This window comes from Pseudomonas sp. PA-5-4B (assembly GCF_021606215.1).
Lineage (GTDB): Bacteria > Pseudomonadota > Gammaproteobacteria > Pseudomonadales > Pseudomonadaceae > Aquipseudomonas > Aquipseudomonas edaphica.
This window is the reverse complement of sequence record NZ_WKDB01000092.1, coordinates 1-20,846: the sequence shown is the minus strand read 5'-3', so window position 1 is coordinate 20,846 and position 20,846 is coordinate 1. Positions and strand designations below refer to the sequence as shown.

Sequence of the window (20,846 nt, the reverse complement as noted above, 5' to 3'; positions counted from 1 at the left end):
GGTGGTGGAGTTTGCTTGGCGGTCGCGGGGCGTGGCGGCGGTGGTGGTGTGAGGGGTCGTCACTCATGTGTGAAGGCTAGCGGCCAAAAGTGAACGTTTGAGCCTGGACCGGCTCAACTCCGGAGTTGAATCTGCTGCGATGGCCGAAAAAAGGCGCCATTTTGGCGCCTTAACGTAATCAAGCGATTTTGATCACTACCTTTCCAAAAGCTCCCCTCGCCAGATGCTCATAAGCTTCTCGTGCTTGCTCGAACGGGTATACCTGATCGATTACGGGATGGATCTTGTGTTCGTTGAGGAATGCGTTCATCCGGTCGAAGGATGAGCGTGGCGCCACAGCGATGCCGCGAATGGTGGTCTGGCGGAAGATGAGAGGCATCAGATCGAGTTCAACGGTTTGCCCTGTCAAAAAGCCGATCTGCGCAATACGCCCCGATGCCTTGGTCGCTGCGACCGATTGATTGATGCCGCTGCCGCCGGCGACATCGAGCAGCAGATCCACGCCCTTGCCTTCGGTCAGCTTCAGCACTTCGTCCGCCCATTTCGGGGTCGTTCTGTAGTTGATACCCGCCACGGCCCCCAGCGCCTCCACGGCTTGCAAATTCTGGTCGCTGCTCGACGTCGCAATGACCTTCGCGCCAAGCGCAGTCGCGATCTGCACGGCGAATATGGACACACCTCCAGTACCCTGAACCAACACAGTCTGGCCCGGCTGGATGTGGCCAAAATCCACCAGCGAATACCAGGCCGTCAGCGCAGCAATCGGAAGCGTTGCCGCCTCCTCGTCGCTCATGTTGTCAGGTGCGCCGACGGCGCTGTCTTCATGGATGATCATGTATTCGGCTAAACCGCCGGGCAACGGCGAACCGAAGCAGTAATCGGGTTCGTTAGGCCCTGGCTCGCCATCCAGCCAACGTGAATAGAGATGCGAGTTGACGCGATCACCGATATTAAAACGTGTGACGTTATCACCGACCGCTACCACGGTGCCGGAGGCATCGCTTACTGGGATCAGCGGTTTGAGCACCCTGTGCGGCTCATAAATGCCGTCGACGATAGCCTTGTCGCGAAAGTTGAGCGAGACGGCACCGACCTTGACCAGTAACTCGCCAGCCTTGGGGTGCGGGGTCGCTACCTCTCCCAATTGCAGGTTGTCGAGGCCGAAATCTTTCAATAACCAAGCTTTCATTGCGAATCTCCCAATACACATCAATGGCCACCAACCAGGATCGGCTCGGCCTTGCTTGCATTTTTTGCTTTTGAAGGCGAGCAATAAATGCGTAGAAAAAGACATGATTGTTCTATCCTTGGACAACAATCATATTCAACTTGGTTATTCAGCCGGGGCTCATAGGAAAGCGTCATGGAATTGCTTCAATCGATGCGACTGTTCGCCAGGCTTGCCGAACTCGGCAGCTTTACCAAAGCCGCCGAATCGCTGGACATCGGGCGACCTCAGGTCACTCGGTCTATCCAGGAGTTGGAGACTTCTTTGGGCGTGCGCCTGTTCCAGCGCACCACCAGAAAAGTGGCACTCACCGCCGAGGGTGAGCGGTTTTATGAGCGGGTACAGGAAATTCTGGCAGGTATTTCTGCTGCGACGTCGATGTTCGACCGATCCGGGGCAACGCTTACAGGCCGGCTTCGTGTCGATATCCCGACCGCTTTCGCGCAAATGGAATTCATCAAAAGCCTTAAAGAATTCACTGTCGCCTACCCTGGTATCAACATGATTCTTGGCGTGACTGACCGGGCTGTCGACTTGGTCGGTGAAGGCATTGACTGTGCGTTGCGTATCGGCGATCTGCCGGATTCAACGTTGATCGCTCGCCCTATCGCGATGGCGACCATGGTCACCTGTGCTGCACCCGCGTATCTGCGCGAGCACGGCGAACCAAAGACACTTGACGGTCTGGCCTCTCATCGAGGCGTCAACTTCCTGTCCGGTCAGAGCAACAGGACATTGCCTTGGCAGTTCTCAGTTAAGGGTCAGGATCGAGCGTATGTAAGTAACGCCGGCATCACCGTCACCGAGTCGAATGCGTACGTTCAGTGCGGCGTATCGGGTTTCGGAATAATCCAGGCGCCGGGGATCGCCGTAGCAGAGCATTTGGACAGTCGCGGTTTAGTCGAAATTCTAAAGTCCTACCGGCCAGCCCCTCGCCCCGTGTCGTTGCTATACCCCAGCCGGACGCATCTGGCGCCACAGGTTCAAGTGTTTATTGAGTGGCTGCAAGAGCGTTTTCCGCAGCTTCATACTGGCTGGCTGGTACCGTAGAGATCATTAAACCGGTTGCGTAAACGTCCGGTATGGGTCGATCTCTGCCGGTCATGGTTTCATTGGTAACTTCGTTAGCTAATGTCTTGACTGAACCAATCTCAATTATTTTGGCTAGCGCCCCCATGCACCCATTTCGGGTCGCCCCCCAAGAGGTAGCCTTCCGCATTTGCGATGGAAAGGGCTTCGAGCAGCACCTGCTCCAGGATGGCAAAAAAACATTTGATGTGAGCCTGTTTCAATGCCTGAGGTCGGGTCACCAGATAGACTTCCATATCTGGAAGTTGGAAATCCGGGAACAACTCGATCAAGTCCTTTGCCAGAATACGGGGCAGTACTGCCACACCCATTCCTCGCCTCACCGATTCGAGCTGAACCGCGAACGAGTTCACGCTGATCTGCGCGCGTTCCAGACCCGCGGCCTTTGCCGCACGCATTTGCGGCAACATGTCCAGCGGAGGAAGCAAGGCAATATTGACCGCAGTGGCCGGAGTCACCCCTGGATACCGTTTCAGATAACCTGCATCGGCGAAGACACCGTAAGCGAGCCTGCCTATTGGTCGATAAATCAGCGACGGTTCGCCTAGATGAGCTGTGCGTACAGCAATGTCTGCCACGCCGCGGACGATCTTGTGAAAGTCGGCTGTTGCCATCAACTCCACCGAGCAACGCGGGTGAAGAGAGGTGAAGCGACTCGCAGCCTCCAGCACGCAAGACGAAAATCCCTCTCCTGCACTGACCAGGACACTGCCAAATAGCTCTGTGTGTAGCCCGGACATGCCTGCAACGGTTTGACGCCTCAAGCCCGCCTCCGCCGCTAGGGCAACTTCCACGAGGGATTGGCCGCGCGAGGTCAACCAGCATCCTTCAACGCCCCGCTCGACGAGTAACTCGCCCAGGGCGCTCTCAAGTTGGGTCAACCGGCGGGACACAGTAGACGCCGCAATACCCAGCATTTGGCCAGCTTGAAGAAAGCTGCCACGCCGCGAGACTGCCAACAACAGACGAAGATCGTCCCAATTTGCTTGCAACGCCATGCTTCATATCCTCCCTGATCTGCATATGTGCAAATCCATTATGCAGTAGTCGCCGTTTTTCGGGAGCCGCCTCAAAGGTATATCTACAAGCCCTCGAAAACGAATGGAATGGACTGTATGACTATTGGCCCCAACAACTATGCGGAACGCGCCGCCAGTGCCTTCAATCGCCGTGATGTGGAGGCGATGCTTGCGCTGGTCTGCGAAGACTTCATCTACCTCGATAGCATGGGGATACAAACCGGTCGCGAAGCCATGCGCAAACGAGAGATCGCATTGCTCGAAGCGCTCCCCGATGCCCAAGTGATTTTCAGCCCATTCGCCGTCGGTAACGATCGTTTGGCGCTGACTGCCTTCCTGACCGGCACATTCGCCGCCCCCTTGGTGCTGCCAGGCCGGGTGATTCCGCCTCATGGACGCCATATTACCGCGTACTACGCCGCACACTTCACCTTCAGAGACGGGCTGGCCATCCGTGAAGAGGCCTTCTTCGACAGTGCGGTGCTGATGCCGTTAGCCTATCCAACTGAGGGTTGAGCCATGAACAGCGCATTCGTTACTGGCGCAACCGGCTTGTTGGGCAACAACCTGGTGCGTGAATTGGTCGCTCGTGGCTACGCGGTCAAAGCCCTGGTCCGCTCAAGAGCCAAAGGTGAACAGCAGTTCAACAATTTGCCGGGTGTGGAACTGGTCGTTGGGGACATGGCCGATGTCAACGCATTCTCAGCGTCGCTGCAAGGCTGCGATACGATGTTTCACACCGCGGCGTTCTTTCGCGACAACTACAAGGGCGGCAGCCACTGGAAGGAACTCGAAAAGATTAATGTGTCTGGTACGCGGTACCTGCTAAACCAGGCCTACCGCGCCGGTATACGACGGTTCATCCATACGTCGTCCATTGCCGTGCTCGACGGCGCACCTGGAATGTCCATCGACGAGACATGTCTGCGGGCCGACGCCGATGCGGATGACTACTACCGAAGCAAGATCCTCGCCGACCGTGTCGTCTTGTCGTTCCTGGAGCTCCATCCCGAGATGCATGCCTGCATGGTCCTGCCTGGCTGGATGTGGGGCCCTGCCGACATTGGCCCGACCTCCTCGGGACAGTTGGTTAACGATGTCGTGCACGGCAAATTACCCGGACTGATCCCCGGTAGCTTCTCCGTTGTTGATGCCCGCGATGTGGCATTAGCGCAGATTGCCGCTGCCAAACATGGGCGGCGAGGTGAGCGCTATCTCGCGGCGGGCCGGCATATGACAATGCGTGAGCTGGTGCCTATTCTTGGACGTATAGCGGGCGTCAAGACCCCCGTTCGACAACTACCGCTCCCCTTTCTATTCACCTTGGCGGCTGTGCAGGAGATTTATGCGCGTCTTACCGGCAAGCCCATTCTGCTGAGCATGGCCACGTTGCGCCTGTTGGTACGAGAGAAGGACCGCACCTGTTTCAACCACAGCAAGAGTGAACAAGAGCTTGGCCTGAGTTTCCGGCCACTAGAGCTGACAATCACCGACACGGTAGCGTGGTACCGCGATCACGATTGGTTTGAGAGTCAAACCTTAAGTTCCCGGAACCGCACTCCTTCCACAATGACCGCCCACCTGAACAAGGACGTAAACATACAGTGAGTAGGGAAATAATCCTGATGCGTCACGGCCAGCCAAAACTGGTCGCAACCGACAAAATGTCAGCGCTCGATATGGAAGACTGGATCGAGCAATACAACCGGTCCGAAATTACCCACCAACCCGTCCCGGATGCCAGCATGCAGCTCGCCGCAACCGCCAAGGTGATTGTCTCAAGCAGCGCGCCTCGTGCGCTGACCTCTGTCCAGGCTCTTGGCCTGAAGCCCGCCCTTGTCGACGCGCTTTTCTGTGAAGCGCAACTGCCTTATGGTCACTGGAAACTGCCACGGCTATCGCCGTTTACCTGGGCATTTATCCTTCGAGTCTTATGGTTGTGCGGTTACTCACGCAGCGTCGAATCCGCCGGAACTGCGAGGATGCGCGCCAGCACGGCAGCTCGACGACTTCAGTCCCTTGCCAGCGAAGGACCGGTTCTACTGCTCGGTCATGGCTTTATGAATCGAATGATCGCCAAACAACTGGTGGCAGATGGATGGATTCGCCAAAAACGTAACGGCAGCCAGTATTGGAGTGCGACGGTGTACCGATATGGCGGTGTTTAAAAGGTGCCAACTGGCGCGGGGATTAAACGAAGAGAAAGTTCAGGTTGGTCGTTCATTTATAGAGATCCATTCTTTGGGACGCGAAAACCACGTTTTTCTACCCGCTCAGCCCCGTACAAAGGTGGGAGCTTGGAGTTTAGTTTCGCGATTTGTCTCGCTGGACAGATATCTATTGCTGCTGGTGGCGACAGGCAGAAAACGGCCCGAAGCAGCCGTTCGAGGCAAACTGCGTTTTTTTTCATCCAGCGCTGATACGGAGGAGTTCTCCTTGAGAAACCGTCCGGGGTTTCCCTACGTATGCTTCAAACTTGTTAGTCTCCTGTTCTTCCTGTTTTCACAGTGACGTGAAAAACTGCACGCTCTTTGCCGCTCACTTTTTGTCTGTTTTGATGGAACTACCGATGGACATCATGGATACCCAGCAAGAAAACGACCTCGAAAAATCACTCAGGCTGGCGGCGGATGAACCGGCCCATCGTCCAGACTTTTTCAAGACTCTGTTGAACTCCACTGTCTACGTCATCGGCACTGCCGGCACTGGCGAAGGTCAAGTCAACATCGAGTCTGGTAGCAACATCAGCATCGCGCATTGGCAAAAACCTGACGGCAGCGCTGTCATCCCCTTTTTTTCTTCGTTGCAAACCCTCCAAAGATCCATAGATAGCAAAGAGTCCTACATAGAGATCCCGGCCAGATCGCTGTTTGAAATCACACTAGGTACCGCTCTTTTCCTCAATCCAAAATCGCCTTACGGCAAAGAGTTTTTCCCAGAGGAAGTGCGCCATTTACTCTCTGACGGGATCGGCCAACAGCCGGTGCAGCGCACAGTGGAAAAAGACACCAACGTGCTGCTCGGGCAGCCGTCGCACTATCCGTCGAAGATGGTCAACTCGCTCACGCAATTACTCGCCAAACACCGCAACGTAACACGTGCATTTCTGGCGTTGATGCATGACGCATCGTCCGATCAAAAGCCTCATCTGATCATCGGTATTGAAGCGGATGGAGATATTGAACAGGCCATGCGCGAAGCCGGTAACGTTGCCGGGGACAGCGCTCCGGATGGCGACCCCGTTGACCTCTATCGCGTTTACGAAGGGGAATCGGGCCTTAGCGATTACTTCCTCAAGCAAACCACACCCTTTTATGAACGGAAGTCGGCAGGCTGGCTGCGTTCATTGCTTGGCTTGGGAAAAGCGTGACAGAGATCAACGCCTTGATAACCGCAGAGCAGGCCTGTGAAATCGTGCTTGGCCTGTTTGACGGCGTCATGAGAGATGGCAAACCTGAGCGTTTTGTCATTCAGTCATGTGAGCTTTCCGCCAACGGTGATTACTGGGTTATTCGCAGTAACAGTGAAGATTACGTCGTCCACGGCATGACGCAGTTCTGCTACGTAGGTGTTAACGCGCACTTGATCAACGTCATGACGGGCGCCCATGAGACGGTCGTCAGCTGGAGTGTCGATGAATATCTGCAAGACAAATACGACCTGGAGACTGCGTCGGGCAACACGTATGTACTGACCCCGGCATGTGACCGAAGCGACAAAATAGCGCTGGTCAATTTGCGCCGAAAACTGCAGTGCACCTACCCGCAAACCCTTGCGTTGCTGACGGGCAAACAACGACATTGGCTCACAGGTAAACGCAGGCTTCTTGAAGACGCGCAGCGACTGCTTTTCGAGCAAGGCATAGCCACTCAAATCGAGCTGGTGTTTGATGCCGGCGAAGCAGTCGACATCGGCGTCGAGACCTGGCACATCGAGGCGGTGTTGAAGGCTGTGCGCGAGAGGCTGTATTCCTCAGGGTCAACCCCCAATTCACGTTGAACAACCTCAAAGTCTAGTTGCCCCGCCCTCCCCCAAACGACCACTCATCACCGGCCGTGGTGGTGATAACCACCATCACCTCCGCCGCGTTCAGCCCCGTCGCCCGCCCCAGTTTCTCGACCAGATCACGGTAAAAATGCTGTTTAGTCGTAACACTTCGAGCACGCCCAGCGGTAATCGCGATCAGCACAAAGTCATGGCTACGCGGCCCACCCAGGTAGTGGGGATCGAATATCAGCTCGCCGACCTCATGCTGGTGAATGACCTGGAAGCGATCTGTCTTCGGCACTTCGAAGCTCTCGACCAGGGCGTCGTGCAACCCCTGAGACAACGCCTGTAAATACTCGGCCGACTTGCCTCGGTGCAGTGAAATTCGTGCAAACGGCATCAACGGTTACTCCTGTCGCTCTGAAAGGCCAACCTGCAATTCGCTCAGCACATTCAGCGCCGAAGCGGCCGTCGGCCAACCTGAATAAAACGCCAGATGGGTGATGACTTCGGCCAGTTCGTCGGCACACACGCCGTTATCCAGCGCACGTTGCAAATGAAACGGCAGTTGCTCCAGACGGTACATCGCCACGAGCGCAGCCACCGTCACCAAACTGCGTTCACGGGCCTTGAGCTGCGTACGCGTCCACATGTCGCCGAACAATACGTTTTCGGTCAACTCGGCAAACTTCTGCGGATAGTTGTCCTGGGGCTCTCGCCCAGCGGCCATAGCTGTATTCATGATGTTTTCCCCTCCGTTGTCCCGATCTGAAGGATGAAAATTATCAAGTCGCAACCCTTCCGAATATCAGATTTAATAGCGTCGACCATCCGGAATTAGTGGACTATTGAATGCGCCGCCCCACCTTCGACCTTGATGTATTGCGCACCTTCGTCACGGGTGTGGAATTCAACAGCTTTGCCAAAGCCGCAGATCGTCTCGGTCGGTCGACGTCTGCCGTGAGTGCTCAGTTAAAGAAACTTGAGGAGCAGATAGGCACGCCGGTACTGGCTAAATCCGGGCGCGGGCTGGTCTTGACCCCCGCAGGCGAATCACTGCTTAGCCATGCCCGTCGGTTACTGGAGTTGAACGACAGCATTTTCCACAGCGTGCATCAAAGCCAGACCGCCGGGACCCTGCGCCTGGGGCTTCAAGAGGACTTTGGCGAACATTTCCTGAGCGATATCCTGCGACGCTTCGTACAGACTTACCCGAGGGTGAGCCTCGAAGTCAGGATCGCCCGTAATGCCGAACTGCTGACGCTGGTCGAAAGTGCAGCCCTGGACCTGGCCCTGACCTGGGACACCGGGCCTATGTCGCCCTACGCCACGCGCCTGGGCGAAACACCGATGCACTGGATCGGGCCGCGCGATACGCCATTACCGACCGCCGCTGATGACTCACCACTGCCCTTGATAATGTTCGACGCGCCTTGCGTACTCCGCAGCGCCGCCACCCAGGCGCTGGACGCCGCGCAAATACCCTGGCGCATCGCCCTCACCAGCCCCAGCGTGGCGGGAATCTGGGCAGCCGTCGCCGCCGGGTTGGGCGTGACGCTGCGTACCCGCATTGGGCTGCCGAGCCATCTCAGTGTGGTTTCTGGCTTACCCGTCGTGCCAAGCCTTGGTTATGTGCTGCACAGCGGTGGCAGCGAGCCCACTGCGGCGGCCCAGCAATTGGCTGCTTTGATTAAGGCGGGGCTGCAAGAACAGGCGTTTCGGTTCACGGTTACGCAATAATCGAAAGTACGTAAGGGCTCAGTTCGAGTGATGTGGATGGGGAGCGTAATTGGGCAGAATCGGCCAAAAGAAGACATTTAGCCTTATGCCCCCGTCATTCATAATGATTGTTCCAGTAAGAGCGAGAATTAAGCGCTGATGTTTGATCAATACTTGAAACGATGGGCGTTGACGATCGACGGTGATGCTTTCGGCTCATTGAATGGCAACCTACTGCCTGTTCGTCACCATGGCATGCCAGCCATGCTCAAAATCTCGCAAGAGCCGGAGGAGCAAGCAGGCAATCTACTCATGGCTTGGTGGGACGGTGAAGGGGCGGCACCCGTGCTGGCACATGATGGCGAGGCCTTATTGATGGAGCGCGCGACCAGCCCGGTCTCACTTACGCAGATGGTGAACTGCGGCGAGGACGACGAGGCTACTCGCATACTCTGTGCTGTGGCTGGCCGCCTTCACACACCCCTTGCAAAACCGGCTCCTGCTTTAGTCCCACTGGAGCTACGGTTCGAAGCCTTATGGAGCGCGGCGGCAACGCACCGAGGGGTCTTTGAACAATGCGCCAAAACGGCTCGCGAACTTCTGGATGCCCCGCGTGACATCAGGGTATTGCATGGGGATATCCACCACGGCAATGTGTTGGACTTCGGAGCTAAGGGGTGGCTCGCTATCGACCCTAAGGGACTCTACGGTGAGCGCGGCTTCGATTACGCGAATATTTTCTGCAATCCCGATAGCAAAAGCGCTTTGGCGCCAAGTTGTTTCGCGCGCCGGATCGGTATCGTGACACAAGCCTCCAACATTGATCGACACCGGTTATTGCAATGGGTGCTTGCCTGGGCCGGATTGTCAGCAGCCTGGATGCTCGAGGACAACATGGAGCTGGATACCCCCATTGGCGTGGCAAAGCTTGCAGCGTTGGCCCTGGACTTGTGACTTTTACGGCCGGGCACGGCCAGCATCATTTTTTGTCAGTGATGGGTTGGTTGTGCCCGTTCTGCGTTTCAAACAAAAGGACTTCCATGCACATTCGTGGGCTCAAGGCTCTATTACCGTTACCACTGCTCTTCATCATGTTTTGTGCTGAAGCTGCCTCCGTAGTGGCGAGCGACAAAGTAGTAAGCCTTTTCGAGGCGGAACAATACCAGGCGACCATTGAGGAAGCGGACCGCGTGCTTGAAACCGACCCCGACAACTCCGAGGTATTGAATATCAAGGCGCTGGCAGTCTACGTGCTGGGCGATGACCGCACCGCGATCCACCTGGTCACCCAGGCAATAGAGGCGGCCAAACAAAACGGGCAGGCATCCATCGCGCAACAGGCGACCTACTGGAACAACCTCGGCTATTTCCACGAACGACAACGCAATCTCGAAATTGCTCTTGGCTACTATGAAAAAGCCTTGAAAATGCGCCTCGCGGTACTCGCCGCAGATGACCTGCAGATTGCCGACAGCTACAACAACATCGGTACCGCGCAGAGCAAACTGGGCAGGTATGAAGAGGGTTTCGAAAACCTGCGCAAAAATATCGCGTTAAGAAAGCGGCTGGGAGAACACGACGCTTCGGTAGCCACCGCCCTGAACAATCTGGGAAACGCCTATAACGTCCAGGGCAACCACAAGGCCGCGTTGCCGCTTTTTCAACAAGCACTGGATATCGACATGGCCCTGCGTGGCCCCAACCATCCCACGGTCGCCATCCGCTGGAACAACCTCGGCGACGCCTATCGCGGCCTGGGCCAGTACGACAAAGCTGAAGCCTTTTTGACTAAGGCCCTGAACAGTGACCGCGCAACGTTCGGAGAGAACCACCCCAAGGTGATTTTGCGCTACTTCAACCTTGCAAGAGTTTATGAGGCTCAAGGCGACACCGCCAAGGCGCGCGATGCGTATACAAAAGCGCTTCAGCTACTCAGGCAGGTCGACCCCGATGATGCTGCGCAAATTCGCTACTTCGAGGAAAAACTGCGAACGCTGGAAGGCTAGTGCAGGAGCGACTGCGGGAGGTCTTCGGCAACGTCAATTCACTCGGTAATGTCGGCAGCCCCCAACAATCGGTGCTTACGCCTCGGTCGGTTACGGCCCATTGTGACTGGCTGAAACCGGCCCAAAAGCAGTCGTTGACGATGGACAGCTCCTGATCAGAAGCGGTCATTCTGAACTCATGTATGCTCGTCTGCTCAACCACATCTGAGAAAGCCCATTGTCCTCCCCTTCAGAATCTCCCAATCATTACTCTGCTTCTTTTGAAGAGACCGTTGAACAGTTAGCCGAAGATCTGCGAAGAGTAGTCGGCAATCTTGTCCGGGAAGTGCGCAGTGGGTCGGACACACCGTCCTCGGCACAATCTGAAACGCTAGGTTTGCTTGACCGTCATGGCCCCGCGAGCATAAGCGCGCTTGCTGCACATCGTCACGTCAAGCATCAAAGCATGCGGCTGGTTATCGCCCAGTTGGAGCAGCAGCAGCGGGTTACACGAGGTCCTGATCCGAGCGATGCACGAAAGCAGCTTTTTGAGCTGACGCACGCTGGTCGAGCTGCGCTTGAACACAGTCGTCTTCAGCGCAGTGACTGGCTGGCACGCCAGCTTAAGGAAAAAACCACCGCGTCACAGCTGCAAACACTCGAAGCTGCGGTCAGAATCCTGGAGCAATTGATTGCCGCCGCGCCAAACGATCAGTCAACCTGAGCGCAAAGCCGATAGCACACTCGGCAACGAATTGACGCCCCAGTGCTCGACATATTGGCCGTTGCGGATGCGAACGATGTCGATGATATCAATGGACACTTCACGTCCCGTTGCCTGTATCCCAGCAATCACCCCGGAGTGGCGGCCGGTAATGCGCTTTCGGGTCGTCACCTTATCGTCTTCAGCAACCTGATCCAGCACCTCGACCTGGAGGTCGGACAAGCCCGGATGCAGAACATTGTGAAAGGTATGCCATAGACCTTCCCGACCGCCGTCTTGCCCCGCCGCCGCTGAATGGTTTATGAAATCTTGCGCCACGAGCACTTCAAATTCGTGGCGGTCGCAGTTCTCAATAACCTTCTGATTGAAACGACGGACGATAGCTTTGTTCACTGCTGACATAACGCCACCTGATGCTTGAATGCGTAGAATCTCAAATATATACAGTCAAACTGTATATATCCAGAGCATCAGTGAGCGCTGTCCGATGACATCCGCAGGGCATTGATCTATTGCTGCCAGTCGCAGGCTCAAGGTCGCGCGCTCGCGGGCGGACCTTGAACAAGCCAACGGAATCAGACGCGACACTTGGCCGAGGAGCTGCAATATCGGCCGACAATGCTCCAGCCGGAGTCACTCCTTGGTCAGATCAACCAACGGCGTCTGCCGCACTTCAGTCTCCCGCCCATCCTGAATCTCGCTCACCTGCTTCAGGGCCTTATCCACCGCTGCCTTATCCGCTAACAAGCTGTAGCTGATGCGGAACTGCTTGTGTTCCTTGGGCCCAATCGTCGGTACCAGGTTGAGTGGCCGTTGATAACGGCGGTTGTAGGAAAAACTTGTCCCCGGCTCCAGCCCTGTGACATAGCCCTGGCCTTGGGTGTCGGTGTTTTTCCACAGGGAAAACACCGGCAGTGTCTGGGTATTGAAGCCGACCGAAACGCCCAGGCTGCCGGCCTTGTTATGCAACACGGTCAACGTATCGCCCTTGGCATCGGCATACGGCACCACGTTGTAAACCGTTTCGTCGTAGTCCTTGGTCGGTGCGCGGTAGGTTTGCCAGTCGGGCAGATCGCCCTTGGCCTTGTCGTTGAACGGCGATACCTGTTTCACCGGCGCGACGAAACGAGCGCCCTGCTCCAGGAACGGGGTGCTGAAGTTGCTGTGATACAGCGCCTGGTATTCCTTCGGATAGTCGCCGTTGTTGGTCAGGGTGTCGTTGAGGGCGAACACGACGCTGCCGGGTTCGGTGACCAGTTCGGTCGCGACCGAGAAGTCGACCTTCTTGAACGCCTGCTCTTTCAATTCGCCGCGCAGGGTGATGGCGTACGGTGGTTTTTCATCGATATGCAGCGTGACTTTGTTCGCAGGAATGTTGGCGGCCCGACCGTGCAGGGTCAGAAGTTCGCCGTTGTCGACGCCGGGGTGGCCGACCCATTCGTATCCGCAGCGGGCGACCAGTTCATTGAAACCTTCCAACCAGCCCAGACCACCGCGGCCATTGAGTTCGATGAAGGACGGATTGACCACTTCCTTGACCGGGGAATCCCAGCCCATGCGCACACTGCCGACCGAGGCCTGCAAGACGTTCATGCCGCGAGTCGGCACTACCGAGAGTTTCATGGTGCCGTTATCAATGTCGACGATGCTGACGCCCTCCTGGCGACCGCCGTGCAAGGTACGCAGGGTAACGCTGAAGGGCTTGTCGGTTTTTATCCCGAGTTGCTGGCTGGTGATCTGCCAGCTCTGGGCGGCTTTGTCGGTGTCGAGCAGAACGTAATCCCAGGCCATGGCGTGGGAGGCAGCGGACAGTGCGCTGAGGGCAACGAAGAGTTTGAGCGGGGTCATGGCGGCAGCCTTTCTTGGAGTTGTGCCATTTTTATAAACTTGATGAAACGTTTCAGCAAGCTAAAAATAGGGTTAACGCCGACGAGGTTGGCTGCGTGCAGTGGGCGTAAGGCAAAAAGCGGTAATGTCGCTGATAGCCGCTTGCAGACCTTCTTTACAGTCAGCAATCGGCCAATAGCAGACAGATCGTTCTACAGCCTCGGCGCTTTGTATCAGCCAGCAGAGCACTAGCGCAGAGAGGAAAAATACTGAGTAGGCGGTTTACCCAGTGCTTTCTTGAACATAGTGATGAATGCATTAACAGAGTCATATCCCAGGATGCCCGCCACACGTTGCACGGATACCCCCTCCGCCAAATGACTCAGTGCGATCATCAAATGCAATTGTTGACGCCAGCGTCCGAAGCTCAGCCCGGTCGTGCTTTCTACAAGCCTGGCCAGCGTTCGCTCACTGGTTGCAAGCCGAGTGGCCCACTCGCGCAACGTGGTTCGGTCGCCTGGATCGGAGAAGAGCATATCCGCGATTTGTTTGATCTTGGGGTGGTCTGATATCGGCAAATGCAGCTCTTTCAGCGGAGCATCGGAAAGCTGCTCAAGCAGCACTGCAACCAGCCGCGCTGTCTTGCCCTCGGAATCGTAAGCAGGTTCCTGTTCAGCGAGATGCAGGATCATCTCCCGAACAAGGGGCGTAATGGCAACCGTGCAGCATTCTTCAGGCATGGCTGCCGCACCGGGCTCAACGAACAGAAAGCAGGTCCGGGCGTTTTCGGTCACTCGGCAACTGTGCGGCGTGCCGCCCGGGATCCATACGGCGTGCTGGGGAGGGACAAGCCAGAGTGCATTTTGCACCTCACAGCTCACTGCGCCATGCAAAGACAGGATCAGCTGGCCTTTGCGATGATCATGCGGACGGGCACCCGAACCATTGAGGTCAGGCGCAACCTTGAGCGCAATCGCTGCCTGGGCGAAAAGGTCTGAATCGAAATCTTCCGGCGAGGAAACGACATTTTTTGAGCTTGGCATAATTTAGATATCAGGTGTCTTGATATCTATATTAGACGATTCTGAAGTTCTCTACATTTGTCTTCTTTTAAGAGGACAGATAAAGAATATGTCAGATACAAAAAACAAGTGGCATGCCATCGCGCTCGTCGCAGGCATTCTGCTTATCGCCGTGAACCTGCGCGTTCCCTTTACCAGCATCGCGCCCGTTTTGCCGCTGATCCAGAATGATTTTGGCTTGAGCGCCTCAGCTCTAGGCCTGCTTACTTCACTGCCATTACTTGCCTTTGCAGCCTTCTCCCCGCTCAGCGCATCGGTCGCCCGCAGGTTCGGCATCGAGCGCACGCTTTTCGGTGCACTGTTGGTCATTTCAGCGGGCATCCTGCTCCGCTCCGCAGGCAGTGCCTGGGCGTTGTACGCCGGTGCGGTATTGATAGGCACCGGGATCGCCCTGGGCAACGTGCTGCTGCCCGGCCTGATCAAACGCGACTTTTCAACAAAAATGGCGTCCATGACCGGCGCTTACTCCATCACAATGGGCGCAGCAGGCGCTGTCGGTTCAGCTGTGATAATTCCGCTGACCCAATCATGGGAATGGCCGATTGCCCTGAGTTTGTTGGTCGCAGCCCCTCTGTTGGCGATGGTGGTGTGGCTTCCGCAGTTGAAAAAACACGAACACGTAAATCTGTCCGGTCCGAAACAAGCGCCAACCGTGGCCGTCTGGCGTTCGCCGCTGGCATGGCAGGTCACGCTGTTCATGGGGCTGAACGCGATGCCTTTTTATGTCGCCGTCGGCTGGCTGCCGACCATTCTGATGGACCATGGCATATCCCCGGAGCAAGCAGGCACGGTACACGGCACGCTTCAACTGACCACGGCCATTCCCGGCTTGATTCTGGCGGCCACGCTTCGTCGTCTCAAAGACCAGAAACTGGCAGCCGCTACCGTCAGCCTGTTAACCGCCTCATCCCTGATCGGGCTCATTTACGCGCCAGACTACGCCATGTTGTGGGCCGCGGTCCTGGGCTTCGGCTCTGGTGCCAGCATGATGCTCGGCCTGACCTTCATCGGCTTGCGCACAAAAAATGCCGGTGACACGGCGGCACTTTCAGGAATGGCGCAGTGCGTCGGCTACCTGATGGCAGCCGCAGGCCCCTTGCTGCTGGGCCAACTGCACGACTGGACCGGTGGCTGGACAGCACCGCTGCTGATCACAGCCGCAATCTCCGTAGCCGGCGCATTCACCGGCATGCTGGCCGGGCGCAACGTTCAACTTGAATCTGCTGAATCATCGTCGCGAACAAGCCCAGCAATCCAGTCAGCGAATGCGCTCACAGTTGGCGATAAAAAGCGCTGATGCGGGTATAGCAGGTGCACAGGAACCGATGCGGGCTGCCAGTCAGCAAGCACTTCGACCAGTCGCCCTTCTCGCAGATGCTCGCTGACCACATTCTCAGCGAGCTGCACCAGCCCGAAGCCTTCAAGGCACATTTTGATGTAAAGCCCAGTCTCGTTGACGGCCGCTGTGCCGTTCACCGGGACTGAGATTTTTTCGGTACCACGGGCAAAACGCATTTCACCTGCTTGCCTTGCGCGGCCCGAGAAGTAATGGATGGCCCGGTGGTGAGACAAATCTTGCGGATTTTGCGGAGTGCCGTTCTCTTCGAGATAGGCGGCAGACGCACAGGTTACCCAGCGAAACCGACCGAGTGGGCGCGCAACGAGCGTTGAGTCATCGAGCTCGCCTGTACGAATAACGCAATCGACACCCTCTTGAACCAGATCAACCTGCCGATCGTTGACGCCTATCATCAGGTAGATATCTGGGTAGCGCCTGTAGAAGTCTTGCAGGTTTGGCATGACGATGAAGTGTGCAATGCCACCCGGCATATCGACACGCAAACGCCCCTGTGGCCGTTTTACGGAATCCGTCAGGCTGGTCTCTGTGTGTTCGATCAGCTCCAATATTTCCCGGCATTGCGCCAAATATTGTGCGCCCTCAGAGGTCAGGCTGACACGCCGCGTTGTTCTGTTCAGCAGGCGTACCTGCAAGTACTTCTCAAGACTTTTAACGCTGCTGGTAACTGTCGAGGCCGGCAGTGAGAGCGTCTGCGCCGCCTGGATAAAGCTTCCTGCTTCAGCCACACGTACGAAAACCTGCATCGCTTGAATACGGTCCATGACTGTTAGCAACCTCAAAGCAGTGATCGGGGGAAGTCGTTATTATTCGTAAATATTGAATAATAAAAACAGTTTAACCATCTTTTTCCCGCGGTACCGCATTGCGTACATTGCTTCCAACGAAATTTGAAGAGGTGTACAGAAAATGGCTAAATATAACCGCAGCATTGTGCAGGCCCCGGCCGCTCCGGCCGCCCGCACCCTTATCCGCGGCGCCACTGTGCTGAGCATGGATGGCGATATTGGCAATCTGGCGCGCGGCGATATCCTTATCGAAGGCAGCACCATCACGGCCATAGGTGAAAACATCGAGGCTGGCGACGCCGTTGTTATCGAGGCATCCGGTATGATTGCCATGCCTGGCATGGTCGATACGCATCGTCACTCATGGGAGGGCCAACTGCGTCGAATCAATCCGAATGCCGAAACCCTGGAAGACTACTGCAACGCCACGCACTTCTCGTTCGCCAAATACTATCGCCCGGCTGACATGTATATCGGCAACCTGCTGACTGCATTGGGCTGCATCGATGCGGGCATCACGACCGTGGTCGATAACTCGCACAACAGCCGTACCGGCGCGCACTCCGATGCTGCGGTAGAGGCGCTGCTTGATGCTGGTATCCGATCTGTACACGCCTCCGGTGCGCCAGTTTCCGGTGAGTGGGACAAAGCCCACTGGCCCGGCAACCTGGAGCGTCTCCAGGAAAAATACGTCAATAACGGTGACAACCCGCTGCTCTCGCTGGCGGTGATGGCACAGCTTGAACCTGAGCTGTGGGCTGAGGCCAGGCGTCTGGGGCTGCCGATCATCACCGAATTTTTTGGCGGGGACATGGCAGCTGAGTTGGAGGGTTTGCATCGCGAGGGCCTGCTGCGTCCCGATAACATCTTCAACCACTGCACCTCGCTGCCGGACGCCGGCTGGAAAATCCTTAGCGAGGCTGGCGTGCGGGTCAACGTATGCCCGCGTTCAGATGCCCACTACGGCATTGAAGATGGAATGTTCGCCATGCAGTCGGCCCAGCGCCACGGCATCAGCCCGGGGCTGAGTGTCGATAACGAAACCTCCTACAGCGGTGACATGTTCATGGAGATGAGGGTGGCTTTCTACCTGCAGCGCGTCATGGGCATGCATCAGCAGCGCTGCTGCGGCGCAGAACATCATCCGGTGACCCTGCCTGCTCATGGCCTGCTCAAAGCCGCCACTCTCGACGGCGCTGCCTGCGCCGGATTGCAGGAGAAAGTCGGCAGCCTGGCCCCCGGCAAACAGGCCGACTTGATCCTTATAAACACGCAGGACATCAACCTTTACCCGTCAGGCAACGCATTCGGCACCGTGGTACACGCGGCCGAACGCAGCAATGTCGACACAGTCATGATTGGCGGGTGCATCGTCAAACGCGGCGGCAAGGTGCTGGGCGTGGACAGCGCAAGGCTGCGTGCAGCAATCGACGAGTCCCGTGAGCATCTGTTTGCTGCCGCAGGCTACCAGCCCGATATTTTTGCCGAGACATTCATGCCGCTTGAGTCAGCCAAGTAAGGGGGCGCGAGATGAACGCAGCTTACTACCTGCTGGCCATCGCCGCGGGGCTTGGCATTACCCTGCAGACCACGCTGAATGGTCAACTCGCTAAAGGTGTGGGTGGAGATTCCGTAGCGGCGGCGCTGTTCTCATTTACTGCAGGTGCGGTATGCCTGGGCTTCTTTTCATTGATGCGCGGCGGGATAGTGGCCTCACTGGCGGCTATACCTGCCCAGCCCTGGTGGAGCCTGTTGGGCGGTCTGCTGGGTGCCGGTGCCTTGCTTAGTTATGTGGTGCTTGCGCCAAAAATCGGTCTGTCAGCCCTGCTGGGCCTCGCTATCGCAGGTCAGATTATCTCTTCACTGGTTATCGATCATTTCGGATTGATGGGGGCATCGGAAAGGCCGGTGTCTCTCGTCAAGTTGGCCGGGGCGATGGTGATGCTCGCAGGCCTGGCAATCGCCTTGTTCGGTGATAGGTGGTCAGCGCTTTTCTCCAACTGACTGCCTTGTTTGCCCCATCCTGTTTCGTAGGACGCAACCATGTTTAAAACCCTAACCGGCACCACAAGTCTTCTTGGCGAGTGCCCTATCTGGTGTGAAAGAACCGAACGCCTGTTCTGGACCGACATCTCCGGTTGCGAGTTGCGTGCTCTGGACCCCGAAAACGGCGAAGTGCAGCGTTGGTCCCTGCCAGAGCCGCTAGGGTCATTTGCCCTCACGGCAGACGAAGACATATTGCTGATGGGACTGGCATCCTGCCTGGGCTACTACAACCTGAGCACTGGTCGTTTCAGCAAAATCACAGCCACCCCTGGCGTGGCAGGAACCCGGATCAATGATGGCCGCTGCGACCGTATGGGCAACTTTGTGTTTAGCACTATGGATGCCGGTGAGCCGGTGCAAACTATAGGGCGATTTCACCGGTTCAATGCCGCGACGCTCAAGACTGAAACGCTGGACCTTCCCGAAGTGGCGATCCCGAACAGCATCTGTTTTAGCCCGGACGGTTCCACCATGTACTACGCGGACTCCCTGCAAGAATGCATTTTCTGCTGCGATTACCCGTCGCTAGAAAACCAGCGTGTATTCAATACAGTCAACGGTCAGGGTGCTCCAGACGGTTCTTGTATTGATGCGCAGGGCTTTCTCTGGAATGCGGAATGGGGCGGTAGCAGAGTCGTGCGTTACGCGACTGACGGCAAAGTTGACAGCGTGATCGACTCCCCGTGTATTCAGACAACTTGCCCGGTGTTAGCGGGACCTGGTTATAAAACGCTTTACTGCACCAGCGCACGGATAGGGCTGGATAAGCCGGCAGATTTCGATAGCACGCTGATAAAAGCCGAAGCCGTTTTAGCTGCCGGATCCCCTGAAGAGCGATTTACAGGACGACTGCACTGAATAGTAGGTTCTAGCCTGTCGCGCCGTTCTGAATGCCAACTTGGTAGACGCGTATGAATGACCGGTTCTGGCCGTTTGCCGCCGTTCACCTTCGATGGATCTAAGCTATTTGCACCAGGTAACGCTAGTAGCCAATCAGGAGATTTCTGCCAGCTATGCACGCAGACCTACTGAGGCTCCCGCTGCAAACGACTGTGCAGGCCGAACGCACTTGACTGCGCTGGCCTGTGAAACTAGCCAGATCTTCCTGACCTAGGGATGGAAAAGTTAATGACTGAGGTTGATACATCCTCTCAGTTGCACCCTGGCTACCCACACCTTATAGTTCGCCCCGTCGCCAGCCTTGGCCAGCGACAGGGTTTCGCAGCCCTAAAAACTATTACCTGTACCGTCAAACTCGACGCAGCCGATTCACAGCTGTCTCTCGTTTTATGGCGGTTGTGCGTGGGAGACCTTCGGGTCTGCCGGGTCTGGTAATAGTCCTCCGGTCTGCGAACCCGCGCACAGCTGCCACCCGTTTGTTTCGCAGCAAAAGGTGGCAATTTTTCTTTTTAAGGACTATTACCATGACTACTCAACACCCGCCCCGCCGCTTCACCCCCATGTCCCAAACCGCAACCGAATACCCTGTCCTGCTCATCGACAGCGACGCACCGCTCAGCGAGCTCCACGCCTGCGCCAGCGAGCGTCTCAATGCGGCCCTCGCCTACCTGCACCTGATGGCTTGTTCCAATGTGTCCGACTACGCCGAGCATGACGTTAATACCGTCGCCAATACCGCGCGGATCATGATCCAGGACGTGTCGGATGTGTTTACGGTGATGGAGCGGCGCGGGTTTGATGTGCCTGCTGTGAGTTGAGGTGATGTGAGCTGTAAGGAAACCCGCTTTGGCGGGTTTTCTGGTTTTTGGGGCGGCTACTGCCTGGCGGTCTTGATGTTCACAACGTTCTTTCTAGGCGGCTCGCCAAACTGGCGCTTGTATTCTCGACTAAGGTACGCGGTGATAGGCGTGATGCTCGATTCACACTCCCCTCTTTTATTGGCGGAAATGGCTGTTGGAAAACCCGGCTTCTGTGGCGAGGGAGCTTGCTCCCGCTGGGGCGCGAAGCGGCCCCAAAAATGGGACTGCTACGCAG

General features: G+C 56.5%; 23 protein-coding genes. 15 read left to right on the top strand and 8 right to left on the bottom strand.

Annotation, left to right across the window (positions count from 1 at the left end; translation table 11 throughout):
* Positions 1-178: 178 nt before the first annotated feature.
* Positions 179-1,189, bottom strand: a complete 1,011-nt coding sequence (locus tag GIW28_RS28080; protein ID WP_236447374.1) for a zinc-dependent alcohol dehydrogenase family protein — start codon at positions 1,187-1,189, stop codon at positions 179-181.
* A gap of 174 nt (positions 1,190-1,363) precedes the next feature.
* Between GIW28_RS28080 and GIW28_RS28075 the strand changes: the two genes are divergently transcribed.
* A complete protein-coding gene (locus GIW28_RS28075) occupies positions 1,364-2,278 on the top strand; it encodes a LysR family transcriptional regulator (RefSeq protein WP_236447364.1) in 915 nt (304 codons plus the stop codon).
* 101 nt (positions 2,279-2,379) lie between these two features.
* Here the strand turns inward: GIW28_RS28075 and GIW28_RS28070 are convergent, their stop codons facing one another.
* Positions 2,380-3,315 (bottom strand): LysR family transcriptional regulator, encoded by a 936-nt coding sequence (locus GIW28_RS28070; protein WP_236447365.1) that lies wholly within the window; start codon positions 3,313-3,315, stop codon positions 2,380-2,382.
* Positions 3,316-3,432: 117 nt separating this feature from the next.
* Between GIW28_RS28070 and GIW28_RS28065 the strand changes: the two genes are divergently transcribed.
* The 5 genes from GIW28_RS28065 (at position 3,433) to GIW28_RS28045 (ending at position 7,335) form a co-directional block, all read left to right on the top strand.
* Positions 3,433-3,852 (top strand): ester cyclase, encoded by a 420-nt coding sequence (locus GIW28_RS28065; protein ID WP_236447366.1) that lies wholly within the window; start codon positions 3,433-3,435, stop codon positions 3,850-3,852.
* A 3-nt stretch (positions 3,853-3,855) separates the two neighbouring features.
* On the top strand, positions 3,856-4,944 hold the full coding sequence (locus GIW28_RS28060) for an SDR family oxidoreductase (protein ID WP_236447367.1): 1,089 nt from the start codon (positions 3,856-3,858) through the stop codon (positions 4,942-4,944).
* A gap of 17 nt (positions 4,945-4,961) precedes the next feature.
* Complete coding sequence (locus GIW28_RS28055) at positions 4,962-5,504, top strand: histidine phosphatase family protein (protein WP_236447368.1); 543 nt, start codon at positions 4,962-4,964, stop codon at positions 5,502-5,504.
* A 401-nt stretch (positions 5,505-5,905) separates the two neighbouring features.
* On the top strand, positions 5,906-6,706 hold the full coding sequence (gene sseB, locus GIW28_RS28050; protein WP_138449902.1) for an enhanced serine sensitivity protein SseB: 801 nt from the start codon (positions 5,906-5,908) through the stop codon (positions 6,704-6,706).
* Complete coding sequence (locus tag GIW28_RS28045) at positions 6,703-7,335, top strand: hypothetical protein (RefSeq protein ID WP_138449904.1); 633 nt, start codon at positions 6,703-6,705, stop codon at positions 7,333-7,335. Before sseB ends, GIW28_RS28045 begins: the two co-directional genes overlap by 4 nt.
* A gap of 13 nt (positions 7,336-7,348) precedes the next feature.
* On the opposite strand, the gene GIW28_RS28040 is transcribed toward GIW28_RS28045, so the two are convergent.
* Together GIW28_RS28040 and GIW28_RS28035 are read right to left on the bottom strand one after the other, a co-directional pair.
* Positions 7,349-7,723 carry a tautomerase family protein gene (locus tag GIW28_RS28040; protein ID WP_236490454.1) on the bottom strand — a complete coding sequence of 125 codons (375 nt, stop codon included), beginning with the start codon at positions 7,721-7,723 and terminating at the stop codon, positions 7,349-7,351.
* A 6-nt stretch (positions 7,724-7,729) separates the two neighbouring features.
* A complete protein-coding gene (locus tag GIW28_RS28035; RefSeq protein WP_236447369.1) occupies positions 7,730-8,065 on the bottom strand; it encodes a carboxymuconolactone decarboxylase family protein in 336 nt (111 codons plus the stop codon).
* Positions 8,066-8,175: 110 nt separating this feature from the next.
* Here GIW28_RS28035 and GIW28_RS28030 point away from each other — a divergent pair, with 110 nt between their 5' ends.
* The 4 genes from GIW28_RS28030 (at position 8,176) to GIW28_RS28015 (ending at position 11,751) form a co-directional block, all read left to right on the top strand.
* Positions 8,176-9,063, top strand: a complete 888-nt coding sequence (locus tag GIW28_RS28030) for a LysR substrate-binding domain-containing protein (RefSeq protein ID WP_236447370.1) — start codon at positions 8,176-8,178, stop codon at positions 9,061-9,063.
* 138 nt (positions 9,064-9,201) lie between these two features.
* Positions 9,202-9,996, top strand: a complete 795-nt coding sequence (locus tag GIW28_RS28025; protein ID WP_170038516.1) for an aminoglycoside phosphotransferase family protein — start codon at positions 9,202-9,204, stop codon at positions 9,994-9,996.
* A gap of 86 nt (positions 9,997-10,082) precedes the next feature.
* Positions 10,083-11,048, top strand: coding sequence for a tetratricopeptide repeat protein (locus GIW28_RS28020; protein ID WP_138449910.1), 966 nt, complete (start codon positions 10,083-10,085; stop codon positions 11,046-11,048).
* Between the two features lie 325 nt (positions 11,049-11,373).
* Entirely contained in the window at positions 11,374-11,751 is a 378-nt protein-coding gene (locus GIW28_RS28015; protein ID WP_236447375.1) for a MarR family winged helix-turn-helix transcriptional regulator, read from the top strand.
* Here the strand turns inward: GIW28_RS28015 and GIW28_RS28010 are convergent.
* From GIW28_RS28010 to GIW28_RS28000, 3 genes are all read right to left on the bottom strand, one after another.
* Entirely contained in the window at positions 11,743-12,153 is a 411-nt protein-coding gene (locus tag GIW28_RS28010; RefSeq protein ID WP_236447371.1) for an ester cyclase, read from the bottom strand. The genes GIW28_RS28015 and GIW28_RS28010 overlap by 9 nt on opposite strands.
* 231 nt (positions 12,154-12,384) lie before the next feature.
* Positions 12,385-13,599: an aldose 1-epimerase family protein gene (locus GIW28_RS28005; protein WP_099548732.1), complete on the bottom strand. Its 1,215-nt coding sequence runs from the start codon at positions 13,597-13,599 to the stop codon at positions 12,385-12,387.
* Between the two features lie 227 nt (positions 13,600-13,826).
* Positions 13,827-14,621 carry an AraC family transcriptional regulator gene (locus GIW28_RS28000; protein WP_099548731.1) on the bottom strand — a complete coding sequence of 265 codons (795 nt, stop codon included), beginning with the start codon at positions 14,619-14,621 and terminating at the stop codon, positions 13,827-13,829.
* Between the two features lie 88 nt (positions 14,622-14,709).
* On the opposite strand from GIW28_RS28000, the gene GIW28_RS27995 reads away from it, so the two are divergent.
* Positions 14,710-15,957, top strand: a complete 1,248-nt coding sequence (locus GIW28_RS27995; RefSeq protein ID WP_169987268.1) for an MFS transporter — start codon at positions 14,710-14,712, stop codon at positions 15,955-15,957.
* Here GIW28_RS27995 and GIW28_RS27990 read toward each other — a convergent pair.
* Positions 15,870-16,781 carry a LysR family transcriptional regulator gene (locus GIW28_RS27990; protein WP_099548730.1) on the bottom strand — a complete coding sequence of 304 codons (912 nt, stop codon included), beginning with the start codon at positions 16,779-16,781 and terminating at the stop codon, positions 15,870-15,872. The genes GIW28_RS27995 and GIW28_RS27990 overlap by 88 nt on opposite strands.
* 145 nt (positions 16,782-16,926) lie before the next feature.
* Between GIW28_RS27990 and GIW28_RS27985 the strand changes: the two genes are divergently transcribed.
* The 4 genes from GIW28_RS27985 (at position 16,927) to GIW28_RS27970 (ending at position 20,569) form a co-directional block, all read left to right on the top strand.
* Positions 16,927-18,324 (top strand): amidohydrolase family protein, encoded by a 1,398-nt coding sequence (locus tag GIW28_RS27985; protein ID WP_099548729.1) that lies wholly within the window; start codon positions 16,927-16,929, stop codon positions 18,322-18,324.
* Positions 18,325-18,335: 11 nt separating this feature from the next.
* A complete protein-coding gene (locus GIW28_RS27980) occupies positions 18,336-18,809 on the top strand; it encodes a DMT family transporter (protein ID WP_099548728.1) in 474 nt (157 codons plus the stop codon).
* A gap of 39 nt (positions 18,810-18,848) precedes the next feature.
* Positions 18,849-19,709, top strand: coding sequence for an SMP-30/gluconolactonase/LRE family protein (locus tag GIW28_RS27975; RefSeq protein ID WP_236447372.1), 861 nt, complete (start codon positions 18,849-18,851; stop codon positions 19,707-19,709).
* 566 nt (positions 19,710-20,275) lie between these two features.
* Complete coding sequence (locus tag GIW28_RS27970; RefSeq protein WP_056859523.1) at positions 20,276-20,569, top strand: hypothetical protein; 294 nt, start codon at positions 20,276-20,278, stop codon at positions 20,567-20,569.
* Positions 20,570-20,846: the final 277 nt, after the last annotated feature.